The sequence below is a fragment of the Edwardsiella anguillarum ET080813 genome, assembly GCF_000264765.2.
Lineage (GTDB): Bacteria > Pseudomonadota > Gammaproteobacteria > Enterobacterales > Enterobacteriaceae > Edwardsiella > Edwardsiella anguillarum.
The window spans coordinates 2,012,208-2,034,228 of record NZ_CP006664.1; the positions used below are offsets into that span (position 1 = coordinate 2,012,208).

At 58.4% G+C, this 22,021-nt stretch carries 16 protein-coding genes; 9 read left to right on the forward strand and 7 right to left on the reverse strand.

Annotated elements, in window-relative coordinates:
* The first annotated feature begins 437 nt into the window (after positions 1-437).
* From ETEE_RS09015 to alr, 5 genes are all read left to right on the forward strand, one after another.
* Positions 438-1,109, forward strand: coding sequence for a hypothetical protein (locus ETEE_RS09015; protein WP_034163013.1), 672 nt, complete (start codon positions 438-440; stop codon positions 1,107-1,109).
* Positions 1,110-1,248: 139 nt separating this feature from the next.
* Positions 1,249-2,286 carry a tRNA dihydrouridine(20/20a) synthase DusA gene (gene dusA / locus ETEE_RS09020; RefSeq protein WP_049703646.1) on the forward strand — a complete coding sequence of 346 codons (1,038 nt, stop codon included), beginning with the start codon at positions 1,249-1,251 and terminating at the stop codon, positions 2,284-2,286.
* A gap of 163 nt (positions 2,287-2,449) precedes the next feature.
* Positions 2,450-2,668, forward strand: coding sequence for an envelope stress response protein PspG (gene pspG, locus ETEE_RS09025; RefSeq protein ID WP_034163010.1), 219 nt, complete (start codon positions 2,450-2,452; stop codon positions 2,666-2,668).
* A gap of 166 nt (positions 2,669-2,834) precedes the next feature.
* Positions 2,835-4,247, forward strand: coding sequence for a replicative DNA helicase (dnaB, locus tag ETEE_RS09030; protein ID WP_034163009.1), 1,413 nt, complete (start codon positions 2,835-2,837; stop codon positions 4,245-4,247).
* 108 nt (positions 4,248-4,355) lie between these two features.
* Positions 4,356-5,447, forward strand: a complete 1,092-nt coding sequence (gene alr, locus ETEE_RS09035) for an alanine racemase (RefSeq protein WP_034163008.1) — start codon at positions 4,356-4,358, stop codon at positions 5,445-5,447.
* Between the two features lie 70 nt (positions 5,448-5,517).
* On the opposite strand, the gene yqhD is transcribed toward alr, so the two are convergent.
* On the reverse strand, positions 5,518-6,675 hold the full coding sequence (gene yqhD / locus ETEE_RS09040; RefSeq protein ID WP_034163006.1) for an alcohol dehydrogenase: 1,158 nt from the start codon (positions 6,673-6,675) through the stop codon (positions 5,518-5,520).
* Between the two features lie 209 nt (positions 6,676-6,884).
* Here yqhD and ETEE_RS09045 point away from each other — a divergent pair, with 209 nt between their 5' ends.
* Together ETEE_RS09045 and ETEE_RS09050 are read left to right on the forward strand one after the other, a co-directional pair.
* Positions 6,885-7,796, forward strand: coding sequence for an AraC family transcriptional regulator (locus ETEE_RS09045; protein WP_034163005.1), 912 nt, complete (start codon positions 6,885-6,887; stop codon positions 7,794-7,796).
* A 58-nt stretch (positions 7,797-7,854) separates the two neighbouring features.
* Positions 7,855-9,144, forward strand: a complete 1,290-nt coding sequence (locus ETEE_RS09050; RefSeq protein WP_034163004.1) for an alpha/beta fold hydrolase — start codon at positions 7,855-7,857, stop codon at positions 9,142-9,144.
* A 46-nt stretch (positions 9,145-9,190) separates the two neighbouring features.
* Here ETEE_RS09050 and ETEE_RS09055 read toward each other — a convergent pair whose 3' ends face one another.
* Complete coding sequence (locus ETEE_RS09055; protein WP_034163002.1) at positions 9,191-9,823, reverse strand: outer membrane protein; 633 nt, start codon at positions 9,821-9,823, stop codon at positions 9,191-9,193.
* Between the two features lie 934 nt (positions 9,824-10,757).
* Between ETEE_RS09055 and sodC the strand changes: the two genes are divergently transcribed.
* Positions 10,758-11,285, forward strand: a complete 528-nt coding sequence (gene sodC / locus ETEE_RS09060) for a superoxide dismutase family protein (protein ID WP_034163000.1) — start codon at positions 10,758-10,760, stop codon at positions 11,283-11,285.
* Between the two features lie 59 nt (positions 11,286-11,344).
* Here the strand turns inward: sodC and narI are convergent, their stop codons facing one another.
* The 5 genes from narI to ETEE_RS09085 are packed head-to-tail and all read right to left on the reverse strand — an operon-like array spanning position 11,345 to position 19,315.
* Positions 11,345-12,025: a respiratory nitrate reductase subunit gamma gene (narI, locus tag ETEE_RS09065; RefSeq protein WP_034162999.1), complete on the reverse strand. Its 681-nt coding sequence runs from the start codon at positions 12,023-12,025 to the stop codon at positions 11,345-11,347.
* A gap of 10 nt (positions 12,026-12,035) precedes the next feature.
* Entirely contained in the window at positions 12,036-12,692 is a 657-nt protein-coding gene (gene narJ / locus ETEE_RS09070) for a nitrate reductase molybdenum cofactor assembly chaperone (protein ID WP_034162997.1), read from the reverse strand.
* A 3-nt stretch (positions 12,693-12,695) separates the two neighbouring features.
* Positions 12,696-14,216 carry a nitrate reductase subunit beta gene (gene narH / locus ETEE_RS09075; protein WP_034162995.1) on the reverse strand — a complete coding sequence of 507 codons (1,521 nt, stop codon included), beginning with the start codon at positions 14,214-14,216 and terminating at the stop codon, positions 12,696-12,698.
* Positions 14,217-14,242: 26 nt separating this feature from the next.
* Complete coding sequence (locus ETEE_RS09080) at positions 14,243-17,914, reverse strand: nitrate reductase subunit alpha (protein ID WP_034162994.1); 3,672 nt, start codon at positions 17,912-17,914, stop codon at positions 14,243-14,245.
* Between the two features lie 18 nt (positions 17,915-17,932).
* Entirely contained in the window at positions 17,933-19,315 is a 1,383-nt protein-coding gene (locus ETEE_RS09085; protein WP_034162993.1) for a NarK family nitrate/nitrite MFS transporter, read from the reverse strand.
* A 1,017-nt stretch (positions 19,316-20,332) separates the two neighbouring features.
* Between ETEE_RS09085 and ETEE_RS09090 the strand changes: the two genes are divergently transcribed.
* Positions 20,333-21,787, forward strand: coding sequence for an anion permease (locus ETEE_RS09090; protein ID WP_034162991.1), 1,455 nt, complete (start codon positions 20,333-20,335; stop codon positions 21,785-21,787).
* Positions 21,788-22,021: the final 234 nt, after the last annotated feature.

Genomic DNA, 22,021 nt, shown 5'->3' on the forward strand with positions numbered 1-22,021 from the left:
GGTTCCCTGCCAATAGTGTGATGCCATTTTACCACAGTTAGCACGATGCCCCGAAGCGCATCGCGGCCGCTTCGGCGTTGCTCCGTTGTTTAAACCTTGTTGTTTTATCATCTGAAATACATATCGACGGCAGACGCTGACGTACGGAGCGGGTAATTTAGCCCTGCGCCGCTCACCGTTGGCGATGGATCGGGCAGCGACGCGGACGCGTCCATTCGGTAATTACACTGGTGATATATCTCTAGCTGAGATAATAAAAGCAATTAATATTTAAAAGTAATAATAATTCTCCGGACCGTAGAAATAAAAAACATAAACAACAAAAAATATATCATGCCGCGTTTTTATAAAAAAAACTTTTATATCAACGCCGTCGCAGTGACACTGCGTAAAACTGAGCGCGCGCGATATCGGACTCAGGGAAGGGTAAAGTAGACATGGATCTTATTTTAGCGATCGAACACTGGCCGCTGCGTCAGGCGATAGTGGCGCTGTACCGGCGGCAGTTCACCATTATTTCGCTGCCGGACGCGGTTCCGTTTTCGCCCCGCACACTCAGCGCGCTGCATCGAACCGGCAGCCTGCTGGTCACGGATCGGCAGCGTAATCATTTGCTGCAGACCGTGGAGAGGGTGCGCCGTCATAGTCTGATTCCGGTGATCATCATTAATCGGCGGGAGAGCTACCTGACTCAGCTGATTGCCCGTTTTTTTAACGGTGCTCACGCGCTGAGCTATGACGCGTTTTACCACCATATTCAGCGGCGGACGTTTCATCCGTTGGATCTCTATTTTCTGCCCTATTCGCGTGGCGCGCCGGACGCTTGCTGGGGCGCGGGCGAGACGGTGTACGCTCGGCTAAATGCCTTTGGCCTGATGACGCTCTATCAGCGCGGGGTGACCCTGCGCGAAGCCGCGGTGCTGGTCAGTCTCTCTTTCCATAACAGTACGGCCATGACCGCTCGCCTACTGGGGATCCATGAGCAGGCGGTGGTACACTGCAAGCGGATGCTAGGAAATAAGCTGGGGCTGGACCATAACCGGCCCGATTTTATCAGCCACATTTTCCTCTCTTCGGGCGTGCGGTCGGGGCCGTGTGAGATGGAGTAGGGTGTGGCGCAGGGGCGCGGGCCCGATGTGCGCTTTTTGCACGCAGGGCTGGTATGCTAGAATCGCCGCCCCGCGCGCTACCCGGCGCGCCGGTGGGTAAATGAGGCACATCTATCATATGGGATACGGCGAACAAGCAATGACTCAGGCAGCACATATTGAACAAGCGACGGGTGCCCGCGGGCGGGATCAGGCGGGCGCATTTCCCTCACAGCGGTTCTCCATCGCCCCGATGCTGGATTGGACCGATCGCCATTGCCGCTATTTTCACCGCTTGCTGAGCCGTCAAGCCCTGCTGTATACCGAAATGGTGACCACCGGCGCGATTATCCACGGTAAGGGTGACTATCTGGCCTACAGCGAAGAGGAGCACCCGCTGGCGCTGCAGCTGGGCGGCAGCAACCCGATCGATCTGGCCCACTGCGCCCGGCTTGCCGAAGCGCGCGGCTACGATGAGATCAACCTGAACGTGGGCTGTCCGTCGGATCGGGTGCAAAACGGCCGCTTTGGCGCCTGCCTGATGGGTGAGGCGCAGCTGGTGGCCGACTGTGTGAAGGCGATGCGCGATGTCGTTTCAATCCCGGTGACCGTGAAGACCCGCATCGGTATCGATGAGCAGGATAGCTACCCGTTTCTGTGCGACTTTATCGGTACCGTTGCCGGACAGGGGGAGTGTGACACCTTTATCGTCCATGCGCGCAAGGCGTGGCTGTCGGGGCTGAGTCCCAAGGAGAATCGTGAGGTGCCGCCGCTGGACTATCCGCGGGTGTATCGCCTCAAGCAGGATTTTCCGCAGTTGACTATCGCCCTTAACGGCGGCGTAAAGTGTCTGGATGAGGCACAGACGCATCTACAGCATGTCGACGGGGTAATGATGGGGCGCGAGGCCTACCATAATCCGGGCATCCTGGCCCTGGTCGATCGCCAGCTGTTCGATACCGACGCGGCAGTGCCGCGCAGCGTGGCGGTGGTGCGGGCGCTCTACCCCTATATCGAGCGGGAGCTGGCGCAGGGGACCTACCTGGGCCATATCACACGCCATATTCTGGGGCTCTTTCAGGGGATCCCCGGCGCGCGCCAGTGGCGCCGCCACCTGAGTGAGAACGCCCATCGCCCGGGCGCCGGTGTTGACGTCGTGGAGCAGGCGCTGCGCTTCGTGGAGCGCCGCGCTGAGTAATTTGACCAACAGTTGGTTATTTTCATTACACTCTATCCCCCTCTGCCAGCGCAGTGTCGCTGGCATTTTTATTGAATCAATGGGTTAGCGTTGTTTTAAACATTGGCATGGATTTTGGATATTCTCGGAGAGACCGTCGTCGTGACGGAATGGAGAGAAGTCGATGCTGGAAGTGATGTTTGTCTTGGCTTTTTTTATGGCGCTGCTGCTGACCGGCATATCGCTGCTGGGGGTGATCGCCGCGCTGGCCGTCGCGGCGCTGCTGTTGGTATTTGGCGGGCTGTTTGTGCTGGTCATCAAGCTGCTGCCGTGGCTGGCCTTGGCGATCGTGGTGGTCTGGCTGTACCGCGCGCTGCGAAAACCCCAGCCGCACCGCTATTAGGCGAGGCGCTCCCCCGTGCTGCCGCGGCGCTGCGGCACGCATGGAGAGGGCCGCGCGCCTTTCCCCCCGCTTACCGTGAACGCCTATGACTTATCCATGCGCCGGGCGCCGGCATTGGTTATACTGTCGCGCGTCACAGGCTCACAACAGGTAAAGCATTTCCACTATGGCAGGAAACAATCCCGGCAGTAAATCCCGCGAGGCACCCCGCGATCGCCAGATGGAGGGGCTTAAGCTGCCCCCGCACTCTCTGGAGGCTGAACAGTCCGTTCTCGGCGGTCTGATGCTGGATAACGAACGCTGGGATCATGTGGCTGAACGGGTGGTCTCCAATGACTTTTACAGTCGCCCCCATCGTCTGATCTTCGGCGAGATGCAGCGCCTGCTGGAGCAGGGTCGCCCAATCGATCTGATCACCCTATCGGAGTCGTTGGAGCAGCAGGGACACCTGGATAACGTCGGCGGCTTCGCCTATCTGGCCGAGTTGTCCAAGAATACCCCCAGTGCCGCCAACATTAACGCCTACGCTGATATCGTACGTGAGCGCGCGGTGGTGCGGGAGATGATCGCGGTCGCCAATGAGATCGCCGACGCCGGCTACGATCCGCAGGGGCGCAGCAGCGAAGACCTGCTGGATCTGGCGGAGTCCCGAGTGTTTCAGATCGCAGAAAACCGCGCCAGCAAAGATGAGGGGCCGAAGAGCATCGACCGGATCCTGGAAGATACGGTGTCGCGCATTGAGCAGCTGTACCAGCGGCCCCACGACGGGGTGACAGGGGTATCGACCGGCTATCAGGATCTGGACAAAAAGACCGCCGGGCTGCAGAAGTCTGATTTAATCATCGTGGCGGCGCGCCCGTCGATGGGTAAGACCACCTTCGCGATGAACCTGTGTGAAAATGCGGCGATGACCCAGGAAAAGCCGGTGCTGATCTTCAGCCTGGAGATGCCCGGTGAACAGATTATGATGCGTATGCTGGCGTCGCTCTCCCGCGTCGATCAGACCCGTATCCGTACCGGACAGCTGGACGATGAGGACTGGGCGCGGATCTCCAGCACCATGGGGCTGCTGCTGGAGAAGCGCAATATGTATATTGACGACTCCTCTGGCCTGACCCCGACGGAGGTACGTTCGCGTGCGCGGCGCATCTTCCGCGAACATGATGGCTTAAGCCTGATCATGATCGACTACCTGCAGCTGATGCGGGTGCCGTCGTTGTCGGATAACCGCACGCTGGAGATCGCCGAGATCTCCCGTTCGCTCAAGGCGTTGGCCAAAGAACTGCAGGTGCCGGTGGTGGCTCTGTCGCAGCTGAACCGTTCATTGGAGCAGCGCGCCGATAAGCGCCCGGTCAACTCTGACCTGCGCGAGTCCGGCTCGATCGAACAGGACGCCGACCTGATCATGTTCATCTATCGTGATGAGGTCTATCACGAAAACAGCGATCTGAAGGGCATCGCCGAGATCATCCTTGGCAAGCAGCGTAACGGCCCCATCGGGACGGTGCGCCTGACCTTTAACGGCCAGTGGTCGCGCTTTGATAACTACGCGGGCCCGGCCTATAACGATGAAGATTAAGCGCCCGATGCGGATCGCGTCTCTGCCTGTGGGACAATTTCATGAGCCGGGCGCCGCGCGCCCGACCCGATATCCAACCAAGCTCATTAATGGAACCAAGGAAGCAACATGAAAGCGGCAACCGCCATCATTGATCGCCGCGCTCTGCGACATAACTTTCAGCAGATCCGTAAGTTTGCGCCGCACAGTCGCCTTATCGCCGTGGTGAAGGCCAACGCCTACGGGCACGGCCTGCTGGAGACCGCCAAAATCCTCAACCAGGCCGATTGCTACGGCGTGGCGCGCATCGGCGAAGCGCTGATGCTGCGCTCCGGCGGGATCGTTAAACCGATCCTGCTGCTGGAGGGCTTTTTCTCCGCCAGCGATCTGCCGGTGCTGGTGGCCAATAACATCGAAACGGCGGTACACAGCGAAGAACAGCTGCAGGCGTTGGAGAATGCCTGTCTGGAGCGCCCGATTAAGGTATGGATGAAGCTGGACACCGGCATGCATCGCCTTGGGGTGCGCCCGGAGCAGGCCGAGGCGTTTTATCGCCGTCTGTGCGTCTGCCCTAACGTGGCTCAGCCGGTAAACTTTATGAGCCACTTCAGCCGGGCCGATGAGCCAGAGAGCGGGCGTACCGAGCAGCAGCTGGCCTGTTTCGACGACTTTGTGCAGGGGAAAGCGGGCGAGCAGTCTATCGCTGCCTCGGGCGGGATCCTGCTGTGGCCGCAGTCGCACCGTGACATGGTACGGCCGGGGATTATTATGTACGGCGTCTCGCCGCAGGCGGATTTGTCGCTGGCGGCCGATCACTACGGACTGCAGCCGGCGATGACCCTGCAGTCTAGCCTGATCGCGGTGCGCGAGCATAAGGTCGGCGAACCGGTGGGCTACGGCGGCGCCTGGGTGGCGCAACGTGATACTCGTCTCGGGGTGGTGGCGATCGGCTATGGCGACGGCTATCCGCGCAGCGCACCGTCGGGCACGCCGGTGCTGATCAATGGTCGAGAGGTGCCGATTGTGGGGCGGGTCTCTATGGATATGATCTCGGTCGATCTGGGGCCGCAGGCGGCGGATCGCGTGGGTGATAACGTGATCATGTGGGGACCAGGGCTGCCGGTTGAAAAAGTGGCCGCCTGTACCGGTATCAGCGCCTATGAGCTGATCACCAAGCTAACCTCACGCGTTGCGATGGAATATATCGGTGAAGAGGCGTAGCGCACCGTTGACGCACCATCGATAGCGCGGGCCGGCAAATGCCGGCCCGCGCTGTTTTTCGCGGCCAGGATCAGCGGGCCGCCTGATAGATCTGGCGGCTCTGCTCCAGCGTGATGTCGCCGTGCTCGCCCAGGGCGGTCATACGGTGCTCCTGCAGCTTATCGAGCAGCGCCGGAATGGTGCTGCCGTCCAGGCCGTAGTCGCTCAGGCGAGTTTTTACCCCCATCTGCTCAAAGAAGGCTCGCGTCGCGGCGATGGCGGCGTCAATGCGCTGCTCGTCGCTGCCGCTGTGGATATTCCAGACCCGCTCGGCGTACTGCAGCAGCTTGGCGTGTTTTTTATCACGCTTCAGCTGCAGCACGTTGGGCAGCACGATGGCCAGGGTCTGGGCATGATCCAGCCCGTGCATGGCAGTCAGCTCATGGCCAAGCATATGGGTAGACCAATCCTGCGGAACCCCGGCGCCGATCAGCCCGTTGAGCGCCATGGTGGCACACCACATGATATTGGCGCGCACCCCATAGTTTTCCGGCTCCTGCAGCGCTCGCGGACCCTCTTCGATCAGGGTCTGCAGCAGCCCTTCCGCGAAGCGATCCTGCACGCGGGCATCGACCGGATAGGTCAGATACTGTTCCACGATGTGTACAAAGGCATCCACGACCCCGTTGGCGATCTGACGCGGCGGCAGGGTGTAGGTGACTTGTGGATCCAGCACGGCAAAGCGTGGCATGACAAAGGGGGACATAAAGTGCAGCTTATCACCGGTTGCGCTGCGGGTGATCACGGCTCCCATATTCATTTCAGAGCCGGTGGCCGGCAGGGTGAGAACCACCCCCATCGGAATGGCACGGGTGACGTCGCTGCCGACGGTTTCCATGATATGCCAGGGATCGCCGACGTAGTCTGCGGCGGCGGCGATAAACTTGGTTCCGTCAATGACCGAGCCGCCGCCGACGGCGAGCAGGTAGTCGATCTTCTCGTTATGCACTATCTCCACCGCCTGCATCAGGGTTTCATAGTGGGGATTCGGCTCAATACCGCCAAACTCAAAAACATGACGGCCGTGTAGGGCGGCGTGTACCTGATCCAGTACGCCGTTGCGTTTAATGCTGCCGCCGCCGTAGGTGATCAGGACGCGCGCCTGTGGCGGGATCTCATCGCGCAGGTTGGCAATCTGATCTCGGCCAAACAGAATTTTGGTCGGGGTGTGAAGAACAAAGTTTTCCATGATGCAACCCTCACTCATATACCTAAAAAGCATGAATATGTCCGGCGTCAGCGCCGGTATGAAATTTGAGTGCTATTGTGGGCGCATTGCGTCATCGGCTCAATGCACATTTCTGTAGGTTGTTTGCCTATTCCTACAAAAAAATGTAGAAAAACATGTCAAACAGGCAGATTAATTGCCAATTAAGTTGGTTGGATGGAGACCGCTACATGGTTATCGACGATAGATGGAAACAGTTGGCCGCACAGGTTCAGCGCCTGCATCAACAGCCGGGGGTCAAGCCCTCGCCGGTCGAGCATGTTAACCTCATCTATGTCAACGCACATCAACCCCGCACGCCGGTCATGTACCAACCCAGTCTGATCATTATATTGCAGGGGCGCAAAGTCGGGTATCTGGGAGAGCGGGTGTTTCACTATGATCCGAGCAATTATTTGCTGATGACGCTGCCGTTGCCCTGCGAATGTGAGACCTTTGCCTCGCCGCAGGAGCCGTTGATCGGCCTGGCGCTGCGGGTTGACGTGCAGATGCTGCAGGATCTGCTGATGGATATCGGCGATGGGATGCGTACGGCGGTGCGCCCGCACGCTGAGGGGGTACGCTCGGTTGCGCTGGACGATGCCATGCTGTGCGCCTGCGAACGCCTGGTGGAGGTGATGGAGGATCCCCTGCATGCCCGGGTGCTCGGCCCGCAGATCGTGCGTGAGATGCTGTTCCATGCCCTGTGCGGGGCGGGCGGCGACGCCCTGCTGGCGCTGGCCAGCCGTCATAGCCACTTTAGTCAGATTGCCAAGGCGCTGCGTCTGATTGAGCAGAACTACGCCAGCAGTCTGAACGTCGACAGGCTGGCGCAGTCGGTCAATATGAGCATCTCGTCGTTTCACCACAACTTTAAGGCAGTGACGGCGACCTCGCCGCTGCAGTACATTAAATCGTATCGGCTACACAAGGCGCGCATGATGATCTTGCACGATGGGCTGAAGGCCAGCACGGCGGCGAGCCGGGTCGGTTATGAGAGCCCGTCGCAGTTTAGCCGTGAATACAAACGGTTTTTTGGCAATACCCCCAGCGATCAGGCCAGCCGCTACCGCAGCGGCGGACTGCGCATCGCGGAACTGTGAGTCTGGACAGACTGATGCCCGTAGGGAGGGTGGTCTGCATGCCAAGGAGTGTCGACAGATGATTGAACGAGCGTTTTTAGTACCGGGGATGGCGGTGCGGGAGTTCCGCACTGAGGTGCCTTTGAACTGGCGCGACCCCAGCGATGGGCGTCGGCTGACGCTGTTTGCCCGTGAGCTGTGCGCTCCGGGCCGCGAGGCGGATGAGATGCCCTGTCTGCTGTTCCTGCAGGGAGGCCCCGGCGGGAAATGCCCGCGGCCGACCTCCTGCAGCGGCTGGCTGGCGGAGGCGCTGCGCGATTATCGGGTGATCCTGATGGATCAGCGCGGCACCGGCAACAGCAGCCGGATTGAGGCCAGCGTCCTGCGCGATATGACCCCGCAGCAGGCGGCGGACTACCTGAGCCACTTCCGCGCCGATGCTATGGTGCGCGATGCGGAGCATCTGCGGCTGCGCCACTTTGGCGGACGGCGCTGGACGACGCTGGGCCAAAGCTACGGCGGTTTTATTACGCTGACCTACCTATCCCAGGCGCCGCAGGGGTTGCATGCCTGCTATATCACCGGCGGCCTGCCGGCGATAGCGCCGGATGCCACCCAGCTGTATGAAGCGACCTATCGCCGGGTGGCACAGCGCAATCAGCACTTTTTCACCCGTTACCCGCAGGCGCGCGAGCAGCTCGATCGTATCGTCGCCCTGCTGCGCGAACAGGCGGTATACCTTCCCGACGGCGATCTGCTCAGCGTAGAGCGTCTGCTGACGCTGGGGCTGGATATGGGCATGAGCGAGGGCTATGAACGCCTGCTGTGGCTGCTGGATGAGGCCTTCAACCCGGAGGGCGAGCTGAGCGATACCTTCCTGAACCAGGTGATGCAGCGCAGCGGTTTTGCCGACAATCCGCTGTATGCGGTGCTGCATGAGAGTATCTATGCCGATGACGCCAGCGGTGCGACCCGCTGGGCCGCTCAGCGGGTGCGCGATGGCCTGCCGGCGTTCTCTTTGGAGCGGAGTTCGCCCCTGCTGACCGGTGAGATGATCTACCCGTGGATGTTTGATCAGATGCAGTCACTGCGTCCGTTTCGCGCGGCGGCGGAGCTGTTGGCCCGGCGTGAGACGTGGCCGGTGCTTTACGATACCGTGCGTCTGCGCGACAACGACATACCGGTGATGGCGGCGGTGTATTACCACGACATGTATGTCGACGCCGACCTGTCGCTGGAGAGCGCGGCGCAGATCGGTAATCTCCAGACCTGGATCACCAGCGAGTACGATCACAACGGTCTGCGTGTGGCGCCGGTGTTTCGGCGGCTGCGGGAAATGATGGCCGAGCGCGGCGTCGCGGCCGAATAGCAAAACGGCTCCCATAGGGAGCCGTTGGTTTTCGTCACCGAACCACTTAGAAGTAGTAGTTCACACCCAGCGTAACGTCATGGGTGGTCACTTTGGCCTGGGAGTTACCGGCGCTGGCTTTGCCTGCGTCCAGGTATTTGTAGCCCAGATCCAGATCCAGACGTTCGTTAACGTTGTAGATCACACCGGTGCCGACGCTCCAGGCAAAGTTGTTGCTGTTGCTCTGTACGTTGTCGCCGTTCATGTCGTTTTTCAGGCTGACGTTAGCATAACCGATGCCGGCGCCGACGTACGGGGTGAAAGGTGTACCGGTTTTGATGTCATAGTAACCGTTAACCATCAGCGTCTGCAGACCCAGACGGCTGTCGTTGGTCTCTGCGGCATCGTTGGTATGGCTGGAGGTGGCGTTAGCGCGGAAGGTGTAGTCCAGCTCGGCGCGAACCGGCAGGCTGAACTGGTTTTCGAAGTTATAGCCGAAAACCAGGCCGGCGTTACCGACGCCTTTGTTATCGTTGCTCATGCCGTTGCCGTTAACATCTTTCTGATCGAACAGATGCTCGGCGCTGATACCCATTTTGGCACCGGCATAGTAACCGGTGTTGTTGATGCCGGCGGCGTTGACCAGAGTTGCGCCAGAGACCAGACCTACGAACAGGGCCAGTTTAGTGAATGCTTTCATGATGGATTCCTGATTATCAACTATCGCGTGACAGAGGACCTATCGGGTGACCTGTGTCACAAAAAAAGAACACGCGGCATAATGATAGCCAGCAATGAAGAAAATTTGAATTTATTTAATATGAATAAAATCAACGGGAAAAATAAAATTGTATCGAATGTTTTCCATTCGTTGAAAATAACAAGCGACGAGCGGGGATGAATGCGACAAAAACGGTTTACGAGCGCTCACTATTTATCCTGAAGAGTGTGTTGGCGAGACATAGAAATATGATCCGGTTAGCTTTTTAGAGAATTAAAATAAACTCCGATATAACTTATAAAGCTGAATTAGCCCATCTTATCGCCAGGCCGGCGTTTATTTTTGGACATAACGGGGCGTATTTCTGTTATTTCCTCTGCCGGTGCGGCGTCAAGAACACAGCGGCAGAGCGCTCCAGCATCCCCGCGAAGAGGGCTGGTGCTGACCTTGGCGGACGCACGGTTTGTTGATGGGATAGCTACGCTTTGTGCGGCAGGTCTATTGTCGTCGGTAAGCATGGGTAGCTATACGTCTATTTTTGCTTTGTCCAATACTTATTTCTTTTTGTTTTGAGCTGGTATAGAAAAATAATTTATTGCGCCTCGCCGGGTGGGTACCTATTCCATTTTTTCTCGCGCTGATAGCACAGGACGGCGGTATGGGCACGTGCCGAGCAAAGCAACGCATATTCGGAGTATTCTTTGCGCTGAGTCGAAAAAATAACGGCGCGGCTCTTTTTTATCTGTCATTTCATCGCGTCACACCGAGCGGTGGCGCGTGGGGGTGGGTGCGGGCAGAGTGACTTTTGTCACCCTTACGTCAATACGGCCTTTTTTTTGTTAGTAAACGGTTTTTTTTTGTTAGCATGAAAATGGAGTGCAGAGATTACAAGAAACAATATGGAGATAACGATATGAAAAAAATGAAAATATTGGTACTGGCCACCGCGTTGATGAGCGGGGCTGCCTACAGCGCCTCTGAGTCGATAACGCTGTATGAAGCGGGGCCGCAGGGGGCGGGACCGACGATCGGTGAGGTGACGGTCAGCGAAACGCCCTATGGCCTGCTGTTTACGCCCAGCCTGCGCGGTCTCCCGCAGGGGATCCACGGTTTTCATGTCCATGAAAACGCCAGCTGCCTGCCGGGTGTCAAAGAGGGTAAACCGGTGCCGGCCCTGATGGCCGGTGGTCACTGGGATCCCGAGAAGCGCGGTAAGCATATGGGGCCCTACAGCGATGCCGGGCATCTGGGCGATCTGCCGGGACTGGTGGTCAATGCGGACGGTACGGCGAACTATGCCGTGCTGGCACCGCGTCTGAAATCGCTCGCCCAGCTGAAGGGGCATGCGCTGATGGTGCACGTCGGCGGCGATAACTATGACGATCATCCGCACGCGCTGGGCGGCGGCGGTGCGCGTATGGCCTGCGGCGTTATTCAGTAACGTGGACGGCGGCGTCAGCGGGTTTAGGGCTGGCGCCGCGTCGAGGCGGAAAAGCGCGTTTAGCGCAGGGTTTTAACGACCTGGCGTCGCCGTAGGAGATAGCCCAGCGGCAGGCTGCAGATATGCACCAGACGGGTAAAGGGGAAGATCAGGAAAATGGTCAGCCCCAGCACCATATGCACCTTGAACAGCCAGTTGACCTCTTGCAGATACTGGGCAGGATCGGGACGGAAGGTCACGATCCCCTGGCTCCAGCTGATCAGGTTTTGCAGCGTGGCGCCGGAGGGGTGCAGCAGATCGACCGGGATCGTCAGCATGCCCAGGCAGATCTGGATCGTCAGCAGGATCAGGATCAGCTTGTCGGAAAACGGCGAGGTGGCGGCGACCCGGGCGCAGAAGAGGCGGCGGGCCAAGAGCATCAGCGCGCCGATCAGTAGCAGGGTGCCGAAGACGCTGCCGGCGATCAGCTCCAGGATCTGATGCGTCTGGCTGGAGATATAGGCATCATACCAAGAGCGTGGCGTCAGCAGTCCGGCCACGTGGCCGAAGAAAACTCCCAGCATGCCGACGTGAAACAGGTTAAGCGCATAGCGGCTATAGCGCCCGTTGGCCATCAGCAGCGAAGAGCCGCTTTTCCACGTGTATTGACCATAGTCGAACCGATAGAGACACCCCAGCAACAGCACCGTGATGGCGATATAGGGGTAGATGTTGAATAAAAAATAGGACAGTGCGGACATTCAATCCTCCTTATCGCTCAAGATCCAGGTAGTGAACCGGCGCCGAACGGCCCTGGGGCATGTCGGGGAGCTCAACGCGGGCCGGGGCGTGCGCGCGATCCCACTCCGCATCGATCGCCATCGTCGGCGCACCGTCGGCCTCCGGCGTCAGGCCATCGGTCTCTCTGCCGGCCAGCTGCAGCAGTAGCTGGAACAGTATGCTATAGATACCGTCGTGGGTGCGGCGGTATAGAATCTCCGCCACACCGGCAATTTGCGTCAGGATACGCCGGCCCTCCTCAGGCTGGCGCTGTGACTGCAGGTAGGCAAACTCCAGCACCATCGGCAGATAGTCGGGCAGCTCTCGCGGCGCGGGCTCCAGCGCGGCCTGGCGATAGTGGCTCAGGATATTGACCATCGCCTGCCCGCGGTTTTTGGACTCGGCTAGCTGGTGTTCGCACAGATACAGGGCGCAGCGGCGGGTGTGATCGAACTGCGTGATGTAATCGCTTTGACGGGTTGCCAGCGGGGCCTCCCAGTAATGGGCGATAAACGCCTGCAGGCGCCCCTGCTGCTGCGCCGTCATTTCGCGACACTGCGGCAGCGCCGCCTCCAGCTCACCGCGCGCCTGCCACAGCGCCTCATCGGGGTAGTCCAGTAGGCGGGCCAATATTAACAGGCTCAGCATGGCTTACTCCTTGCTATGGGTGTTGATCACCAGGCGATCGTCGGGGCGATAGCCGGTGAGGTTGGCGCCGTCGGTATCGTGGGGCGCATTGAAGCTGAAGCCACAGCTGCCGTGCTCAATATATTCGCGATCGCCTCCCGGGCGATGCATCCCGGTGGGGATCACGAAGCGTTCATGGTACGGCGCCAGCGCCAGAAGGCGGTACATGGCCTCGGCCTGCGGAGCGCTGAGATCGGCCTGCTGCAGCCACTGCGGCGCCTGTGGGCTGAGCAGGCTGCGGCGGTAGTGACGCAGTGCGATCAGGCGGGTCAACGCCGCCTCTACCGGCTTACGGTTACCGGCGCACAGCAGGTTGGCCAGATAGTCGATCGGAATACGCATCTGCGCCAGCTCCGCCAGGTGGATATCGTGGGGTTCGGCCAGGCCGGCGTCATCGAAGCGGATCGGCGACAGGGGCGGCACGTACCACACCATCGGCAGCGTACGGAACTCCGGATGCAGCGGCAGCGCCAGGCGCCACTCCTTAATCAGACGGTAGACCGGCGAACGTTGGGCATGCTCCAGGATCTCATCGCTGATGCCGTCGCGGCGGGCCTGCGCAATGACGTCCGGATCGCCGGGATCGAGGAAGATCTTCATCTGCGCCTCATACAGCGCCTGCGGATCCGCCTCTGCCGCCGCGGCGGGGATCGCCTCGGCATCGTACAGCATGACGCCGATATAGCGGATACGTCCGACGCAGCTCTCGGAGCACAGGGTCGGCAGTCCGGCCTCGATGCGCGGGTAGCAGAAAATACACTTCTCCGATTTCCCGCTTTTCCAGTTGTAGTAGATCTTCTTGTAGGGGCAGGCGCTGACGCACATGCGCCAGCCGCGGCACTGATCCTGATTGATCAGCACCACGCCGTCTTCGGCCCGTTTATAGATGGCGCCGCTGGGGCAAGAGGCGACGCAGGCCGGGTTAAGGCAGTGTTCGCACAAGCGCGGCAGGTACATCATGAAGGTCTGTTCAAACTGGGCATACCGCTGCTTGTCCAGCCCATCCAGATTGCGATCGCCCTGACGGACGCGGGCTTCGCCGCCCAGGTCATCCTCCCAGTTGGCGCTGCCCTCAATTTTCTCCAGCGTCTTGCCGGTGAGCAGCGAATAGGGGCGCGCCGTCGGCTGGTGGCGTGCGCCGGCGGGGGCGTTGTGCAAATGCGCGTAGTCGAAGGAGTAAGGTTCATAGTAGTCCCCTATCGCCGGCATATGCGGATTGGCGAAGATTTTGGCCAGCAGGCTGAGTTTGCCGCCCATGCGCGGCGTCAGTTGGCCGTTGACTCGCTGCCAGCCGCCGTGCCACTTATCCTGATCCTCCCAGTCGCGGGGAAAGCCGCGCCCCGGCTTGGTTTCTACGTTGTTGAACCAGCCGTATTCAATGCCCTCACGGCTGGTCCAAACGTTTTTGCACACCACCGAGCAGGTGTGGCAACCGATGCACTTATCGAGGTTTAGCACCATGGAAACCTGTGCACGAATTTTCATTTTTTTCTCCCTCTTCCCGATCGGTTTCAGTCCCACTCCACCCGGTTCAGTCTGCGGATAATCACAGTCTCATCCCGGTTGGAGCCGATGGTGCCGTAATAGTTGTAGCCCCATGACAGGTGGGCATAGCCGCCGATCATGTGGATCGGGTTGGGACAAATCCGGGTAATGGAGTTGTGGATCCCACCGCGTTCCCCGGTGACCTCCGACAGGGGCATGTTCAGCGTACGCTCCTGGGCGTGGTACATCAGCGCCAGCCCGGCGGGAATGCGCTGGCTGACCACCGCACGCGCCACCATGGCGCCGTTACCGTTAAACAGCTCTACCCAGTCGTTGTCGGCGATGGCGCCGCGCTGTGCATCGTGCTCGCTGATCCAGATCAGCGGGCCGCCGCGCGACAGGGTCTGCATGATCTGGTTGTCGGTATAGGTGGAATGGATCCCCCATTTCTGATGGGCGGTGCCAAAGTTCAGCACCAGCTCCGGCTGCCCGTTGGCCGTATGTTCGCGTACGCTGCGGCAGCTTTGGGTATCCAGCGGGGGTTTATAGCAGGCGAAGCCTTCGCCGAAGGCCTGCATCCAGGCGTGATCCTGATAGGCCTGCTGACGGCCGGTCAGGGTGCGCCAGGGGACGGCGTGGGTGATATTCAGGCTGCCGGCGGTGTAGGCGTGCCGATCGCTGTCAATACCCGACCACAGCGGGCTGGCGATCACCCGTCCCGGCTGGCGCTGAATATCGGCGAAACGGTAGTGCACGCCTTTCTTGTCGGCGGCCAGTCCGGCTATCTCTTGCTGGCCGGTTTTGGCGGCCAGATCGCGCCAGGCGCGATCGGCGACCTGGCCGTTGGTTTCCGGCGCCAGAGTGAGAATGGTCTCCAGCGCCTGGGTGGCATCCTGCATGTTGGCACAGGGGCCGACGCCGTCCAGCGTCTCGCTGCCGTGACGCGCGCACAGGCTGTCGATCTCTGGTCGGGTGTCCCAGTGTACGCCCTTGCCGCCGTTGCCGTGGACCGCCAGCGCCGGGCCGAGGTGGGTATATTTAAAATAGGTCTGCGGATAGTCGCGCTCCACGACGGCGATGGCGGGCGCGGTTTTTCCGGCGACAAAGGTCTGCGGATCGTTTTTCCAGTCGCTGACGCCGCAGGCCTGGCCCAGCTCTGCCGGCGAGTCATGCAGCAGCGGCGTGAGCATGACGTCGCGCTCTTTGCCCAGATGCCCCTCGCACAGCGCGGAGAACTGCCGGGCGATCCCTTTGAATATCTCCCAGTCCGAGCGCGCCTCCCACATGGGATCGATGGCGCGGGTAAAGGGATGAACGTAGGGATGCATGTCGGTACTGCTGAGATCTTCCTTCTCATACCAGGTGGCGGACGGCAGGATCACGTCTGAATAGAGGCAGGTGGTGGACATTCTGAAGTCGAGCGTCACCAGCAGGTCCAGCTTACCCTCTACGCTGTCGCGCCAGGCGACCTGCTGCGGCAGCGGTAGCCCCTTTTGCTGCAGATCCTGCTCCATGACGCCGTGGCTGGTGCCCAACAGATGTTTCAGAAAGTATTCATGTCCTTTACTGGAGGAGCCGAGCAGGTTGGCCCGCCAGACAAACAGTACGCGCGGATAGTTTCCCGGCGCGTCGGGATCTTCGCTGGCGATGCGTAGGGAGCCCTGTTTCAGCGCCTGCGCGACTCCGGCCTTGACATCGCCCTCCGCCGACCCGGCGGCCAGCGTGAGCGGGTTACGATCCAACTGGGGAGAGGAGGGCAGCCAGCCCAGGCGTTCGGCGATGACGTTGAAGTCGATCAGGCTATGGGGGAACCGGTCACGTTCGGCCAGCGGTGACAGCAGCGTATGGGCATCCACGTTTTCATAGCGCCACTGGCTGGTGTGATTGTAGAAGAATGAGGTGCCGTTCATCAGCCGCGCCGGGCTTTGCCAGTCTCCCGCCAGGGCGACCGGCGCCCACCCGGCCAGCGGCCGTAGCTTTTCCTGACCGACGTAGTGCGCCCAGCCGCCACCGTTGACGCCGATGGTTCCGCACATCATCAGCACGTTGATGATGCTGCGATAGGTCATATCGCTATGGAACCAGTGGTTGATCCCAGCGCCGACGATGATCAGCGAGCGGCCATGGGTTAAGCGGGCGTTGTTGGCAAACTCCTGCGCCAGACGGATGATCTGCTGGCGCGGCACGCCGGTAATGGCCTCGGCCCAGGCCGGAGAGCAGGGGGCATCTTCTGCGGGGCTCTCCCCTGTGCGCGGGCGCAGGCCGTAGTGGGCCAGCATCAGATCGAAGACGGTGGCGACGGCGATGCGCTCGCCGCTGACCGTGGTGATCCAGTGCACCGGCACCTGACCATGGGTATAGCGGTCGTTGGCGTTGTCATGGCTGAAGTCAGGCTGAACGACGCAGAGTTCGCCTTCATCCAGCGTCTGTAGGCTCAGTAGCGGATCGATCGCGGCGCCGCTGAGGGCATCCTGCTGTACGGTGTTCCACTGTCCCCCTTGATCCCAGCGAAATCCCGCCGAGCCGCGGGGAATGACGATCTGCCGTGAGTCCTGGTCGAATGCCAGCGTTTTCCACTGGGCCAACGGCTGGTCTCGCCATGCCGCCAGATCGGCGGCACGCAGGTAGCGTCCGGACTGATAGGTGTTCTCTTGGCCGGAGCAGGGCGTTAGCATCACCAGCATCGGAAAATCGGTAAAGCGTTTGGCATAGCGGACAAAGTAGTCGCAGGGCTGCCGTAGGTAAAACTGCTGCAGAATAACCTGCCCCAATGCCAGTGCCAGCGCGGAATCGGTGCCGGCCCGCGGTGCCAGCCACTCATCGGCGAACTTACAGTTTTCCGCATAGTCGGCGCTGATGGCCACCACCTTGGTGCCGTTGTAGCGCGCCTCGGTCATAAAGTGGGCGTCCGGCGTACGGGTCTGCGGCACGTTGGATCCCCACATCACTAAATACTGTGCGTTATACCAGTCGGCGGACTCCGGCACGTCGGTCTGTTCGCCCCAGGTTTGCGGAGAGGAGGGCGGCAGATCGCAGTACCAGTCGTAGAAGCTCAGGCAGGTGCCGCCGATCAGCGACAGGTAGCGGGAGCCGGAGGCGAACGAGAGCATGGCGTGAGCCGGGATCGGCGAAAATCCGGCGACGCGATCGGGGCCAAAGCGTTTGACGGTAGCGATATTGGACGCCGCGATCAGTTCGTTGGCCTCTTGCCATGAGACGCGGACCAGGCCGCCCATACCGCGCTCGCGCTTATAGCGCTGGCTCAGCTCGGGGTTGTCCAGAATGGCCTGCCAGGCGTCGACGGCGTCGGGGTGCTGCGCTTTCTGCTCACGCCACAGATCCCGCAGCGCCCTGCGCATTAGCGGGTATTTAATCCGGTTGGCGCTATAGATATACCAGGAGTAGCTGGCGCCGCGCGGGCAGCCGCGCGGCTCGTGATTGGGCAGATCGATGGGCGTTTCTGGGTAGTCGGTATACTGTGTCTCCCAGGTAATCAGCCCGCTTTTGACATAGATTTTCCAGCTGCAGGAGCCGGTACAGTTCACCCCATGGGTGGATCGCACCACCTTATCGTACTGCCAGCGGCTGCGGTAGCTCTGCTCCCAGTCGGAGCTGTCCTGCAGGTACAGCTCATGGGCATTGGCGGCCATGGGCTTGCCTGCGGTGAAGTAGCGGATCTTTTTTAGAAAGGTACTCATGTCCGTTTCTCCCGACGATTAATGGTGCCTTCCATAGGACAGCCAGGTGACGCCCATGCACAGCAGGTAAAAGACGCTGAAGCAAACCAGCGGCAACAGCACGGAGTGGGTCAGAGTAATGGCGCTGCCGAAGGTTTTGGGAATGATAAAGCCGCCGAAGGCGCCGATGGCGGAGGTAAAGCCGAGCGCCGCCGAGCTCATCACATCGGCATACTGCTCGACATGTTTACCCTGCATCCCCTGCTGCTGCGCTTCCTGCGCGGATTTTTGGTGGAAAATCTGTGAAATAAGCTGGAAGCTGGAGCCGCTGCCAAGGTTGGTAAAGATAAACAGCCCCATGAAGACGATGTAGAACAGAATAAAGGAGCCGCTGCTGCGCTCGCTCGGCAGGGTCGGCACGATCAGCAGGCTAAAGATAATCATGAAGAAGAAAGCCACCTGCGTGATGCGATAGCCGCTGAATTTATCAGAGAGGCGTCCGCCGATGGGACGGGCGATAGCGCCCAGCAGCGGACCGACAAACGCGTAGTCGATGATGTCGATATCCGGAAACTGGGTCTTGGTCAGCAGCGCAAATCCCGCGGAGAAACCGACGAAAGAACCGAAGGTGGCCAAGTAAATCAGGCTGGTTATCCAGGTATCTTTCTTACCCAAAATGACGAACTGGGAAGAGAGCGATGACTGCATACCCGCAATGTCGTTCATCATGAACCAGGAGAGCAGGCAGGCGATAATGATAAAGGGAACCCAGAGGAAGGCCGCATTTTGTAGCCAAATCATCGTATTATGATCAACATGCTGCGGTGCTCCGCCCAGGCTGCCGAACAGTCCGATGCCGATCACCAGCGGGACGCACAGCTGTACGACGCCGATCCCGCCATCGCCCAGCCCGCCGTTGATCCCCAGGCCATACCCCTGCAGGCGTTTAGGGAAAAAGAAGCTGATATTCGCCATGCTCGAGGCAAAGTTGCCGCCCCCGATACCGCACAGGATGGCGATACAGGCAAACGAATAGAACGACGTCTGCGGGTCCTGAATCGCGCAGCCCAGCCAAACGCTGGGGATTAGCAGCAGCGCGGTGCTGATCGTGGTCCAGCGGCGTCCGCCAAAAATGGGGACGACGAAAGAGAATGGAATACGCAGAATGGCGCCGGAGATCGAGGGTAAGGCCGCCAGCCAGAAGAGTTGATTGGTCGTAAAATTAAATCCGATGTGATTAAGCTTGATAACGACAGAACTGAATACCATCCAAATACAGAACGCCAGTACGAGACAGAATACGGAGACCCATAGGTTCCTTTTTGCAATACTGTTTCCCGTTGCTTTCCAAAAGTTTTCGTCTTCAGGATCCCAATTTTTTAATACGCGCGCGTTTTGGCTCTCTAACGGTTGATTACTCATATCGACACCTTTTTTTTGCATATCGATGATGCTTTTAGTCTGTGAAGCCGCGTAACAACCTGTTTAGCTACGAGCAGACCTGCCCGCATTCAGCGCCGCCCATTTATGTTTCCCCGACTTATCCGTTTCACAATATCGCGTTATACCGATGATTACAAAGTGACACCCATTTATGAAATAGCATAGATAGCGGAATTAGCCAGTGAGAAAAACAGTTATAATTTCAGTATGTTGATTGAGGATAATTGGTTTCTGTTTCGGCCTATAATAACCATGGGCTAACTGAGTGATTATATTAGGGTAAAATCATTGCCGCCGAATAAGCAAAGCAAATGCTTGGTTATTTAGTGGCTGATATCGATAGAGTACGCCGCGACATGGCAGTTTTTCTTTCCGCACAGATTGATCAGAACTGCGCAGCGACGTTGAGGAAAAAAGATATTAATGAAAATAAGAATTATTATTCTTTTCCATGAATGGGTGTGGCGTTATCATCGATATCAAATGAACCTGGGCGATCAGCGGAGGGGGGCACCGATATTTTATTGCGCTCCCCACGCTAACGCCCTCGTTCCGTAATCGCTGTGACCCCATTCACAGGCTTCCCGCTGAGTGGGCGCATCGCGCTGTCATGATGAATTAGATACAGATACCGCGATTAGTTTACAAATAGTTTCGGATTGTCACTGTCGCCAAGAGTAGGGTTAATAAATAACTATGCAGTCGAGGTGCGTTTAATCCGCATTTTATTGTCTGCACGTATGGAAATACGCCTTTATTTATTTCAGCAGAGCCACAGTCGGAGAGGGCGGATGTCCTCTGTCGCAATGTCTATTCCGCGGCACCATATCGCGCTGTCCTTTATTGGTCTCAACGAATAGGGTGAATATATATTGATTAATACTTGAGTAAATAGCTCTGGTATTGAACGGGGACGACAGGAACCGTGGTCCGTCAGGGAGGTTAGGGAGGTAATTGGCAAGTGGGGTTATTAAATTATATTTTCTGAGGATTAGTATGAAAAAGGGTTATTCTATCCTGATACCTTTTATCGTGGGCGGCGCATTGGCCTGTCTACCCGCTCCGGCGGGGCTCAGCCACCACGCATGGCTCTATTTTTCTATTTTTATCGGCTCAATTGTCGGTTTGATTATAGAACCCTTACCGGGCGCGGTTATTGGTCTGATCGCGATCGTTATTATTGCGGGGCTGGGGCGCTGGGTGCTGTTCTCTCCGGAGCAGCTGGCGCTGCCGCATTTTCATGCTGCGTCGGCGGCGTTTAGGTGGGCGGTCTCCGGTTTCTCCAATTCAACGGTATGGCTGATCTTCAGCGCCTTTATGTTTGCATTGGGATATGAAAAAACCGGGCTGGGTCGGCGTATTTCACTGCTGCTGGTCAAATCCCTGGGACGGCGCTCGCTGACCCTGGGGTATGCCATCGCCATTGCCGATTTGGTACTGGCGCCCTTTACTCCGTCGAATACGGCGCGTAGCGCCGGAACCATCTACCCGGTGATCAGTAACCTGCCGCCGCTGTATGACTCGAAACCCAACGATCCCAGCGCCCGGCGGATCGGCTCCTATCTGATGTGGGTTTCCATTTCGATCACCTGCGTTACCAGCTCCATGTTTCTTTCCGCCCTGGCACCCAATCTGCTGTCCAGCGCGCTGATTAACCAGATGACGGGGCTACAGATTTCCTGGGGCAGCTGGTTTATTGCCTTTTTACCGTGCGGGATTGTTCTGTGGCTGCTGACGCCGCTGCTGGGTTACTGGCTGTATACACCGGAGGTGAAAATCAATGATGAGGTGCCTAAATGGGCCAAACAGGAGCTGACGAATTTAGGGGGGCTGTCACGCCGAGAGAAGCTACTGCTCCTGTTCGTCGCGCTTGCGCTGTTGCTGTGGGTATTCGGCGGAGGATTAATCAACTCAGCCATCGCGGCGCTATTGGTTATTGCGCTGATGCTGATAACCAATGTGATTAGCTGGGATGATGTCATCGGCAATAAAGCGGCGTGGAATACGCTATTCTGGTTCGGCACGCTGGTCTCTCTGGCCTCAGGGCTGTCCACCGTCGGCTTTGTACATTGGTTTGGGCTCGTTATCTCTCATTATCTCAATGGGATGTCAGTGGTGGTTGCCAGCGTATCGCTGCTCCTGTGTTTTTATCTGTTGCACTACTTCTTTGCTAGCACGACGGCTCATGCCACGGCGCTGATCCCGGTGATGATCGCAGCCGCTATGGATATTCATGGGATTAATATGATGGAGTTCTCTCTGGCTATCTCTCTGTCATTGGGGATCATGGGGATTATCACACCCTATGGAACGGGGCCAAGCCCAATCTATTTTGGCAGCGGTTATCTGCCCTCTAAAGACTTCTGGCGGCTGGGGGCCATCTTCGGTCTGGTCAATCTGTTGGCATATCTATTTATCTGTTTACCTTGGATTAACTACCTTTATCGTTAATTTATGTCCCTTGGTTAAAAAGATAGGATAGATATAAATAGGCCGCCCTTGAGGGTGGCTTATTTGGTCTGTTGAGGCTAATTTCTGGTAATGATAAAAGCAAAAAACAAGCCATCATAATGAGGATTTTAAATCAGCTAGCCATACTCGCTGGCGCCATTGGCTTGTGTATTACCATTAGCTCCAGGGGGCCCAGTCTACGGGATCTTTCTGTGAAGAATGGCACGTTACTGC

Excerpts from the sequence above, each read along its gene's own strand:
- ETEE_RS09055 (WP_034163002.1), bottom strand. The coding sequence starts at position 9,823 with ATGAAAGCATTCACTAAACTGGCCCTGTTCGTAGGTCTGGTCTCTGGC.
- ETEE_RS09015 (WP_034163013.1), top strand. The coding sequence starts at position 438 with ATGGATCTTATTTTAGCGATCGAACACTGGCCGCTGCGTCAGGCGATA.
- ETEE_RS09085 (WP_034162993.1), bottom strand. The coding sequence starts at position 19,315 with ATGAGTAATCAACCGTTAGAGAGCCAAAACGCGCGCGTATTAAAAAAT.
- dnaB (WP_034163009.1), top strand. The coding sequence starts at position 2,835 with ATGGCAGGAAACAATCCCGGCAGTAAATCCCGCGAGGCACCCCGCGAT.
- narI (WP_034162999.1), bottom strand. The coding sequence starts at position 12,025 with ATGTCCGCACTGTCCTATTTTTTATTCAACATCTACCCCTATATCGCC.
- narH (WP_034162995.1), bottom strand. The coding sequence starts at position 14,216 with ATGAAAATTCGTGCACAGGTTTCCATGGTGCTAAACCTCGATAAGTGC.
- yqhD (WP_034163006.1), bottom strand. The coding sequence starts at position 6,675 with ATGGAAAACTTTGTTCTTCACACCCCGACCAAAATTCTGTTTGGCCGA.
- ETEE_RS09045 (WP_034163005.1), top strand. The coding sequence starts at position 6,885 with ATGGTTATCGACGATAGATGGAAACAGTTGGCCGCACAGGTTCAGCGC.
- ETEE_RS09090 (WP_034162991.1), top strand. The coding sequence starts at position 20,333 with ATGAAAAAGGGTTATTCTATCCTGATACCTTTTATCGTGGGCGGCGCA.
- ETEE_RS09050 (WP_034163004.1), top strand. The coding sequence starts at position 7,855 with ATGATTGAACGAGCGTTTTTAGTACCGGGGATGGCGGTGCGGGAGTTC.
- sodC (WP_034163000.1), top strand. The coding sequence starts at position 10,758 with ATGAAAAAAATGAAAATATTGGTACTGGCCACCGCGTTGATGAGCGGG.
- pspG (WP_034163010.1), top strand. The coding sequence starts at position 2,450 with ATGCTGGAAGTGATGTTTGTCTTGGCTTTTTTTATGGCGCTGCTGCTG.
- ETEE_RS09080 (WP_034162994.1), bottom strand. The coding sequence starts at position 17,914 with ATGAGTACCTTTCTAAAAAAGATCCGCTACTTCACCGCAGGCAAGCCC.
- alr (WP_034163008.1), top strand. The coding sequence starts at position 4,356 with ATGAAAGCGGCAACCGCCATCATTGATCGCCGCGCTCTGCGACATAAC.
- narJ (WP_034162997.1), bottom strand. The coding sequence starts at position 12,692 with ATGCTGAGCCTGTTAATATTGGCCCGCCTACTGGACTACCCCGATGAG.
- dusA (WP_049703646.1), top strand. The coding sequence starts at position 1,249 with ATGACTCAGGCAGCACATATTGAACAAGCGACGGGTGCCCGCGGGCGG.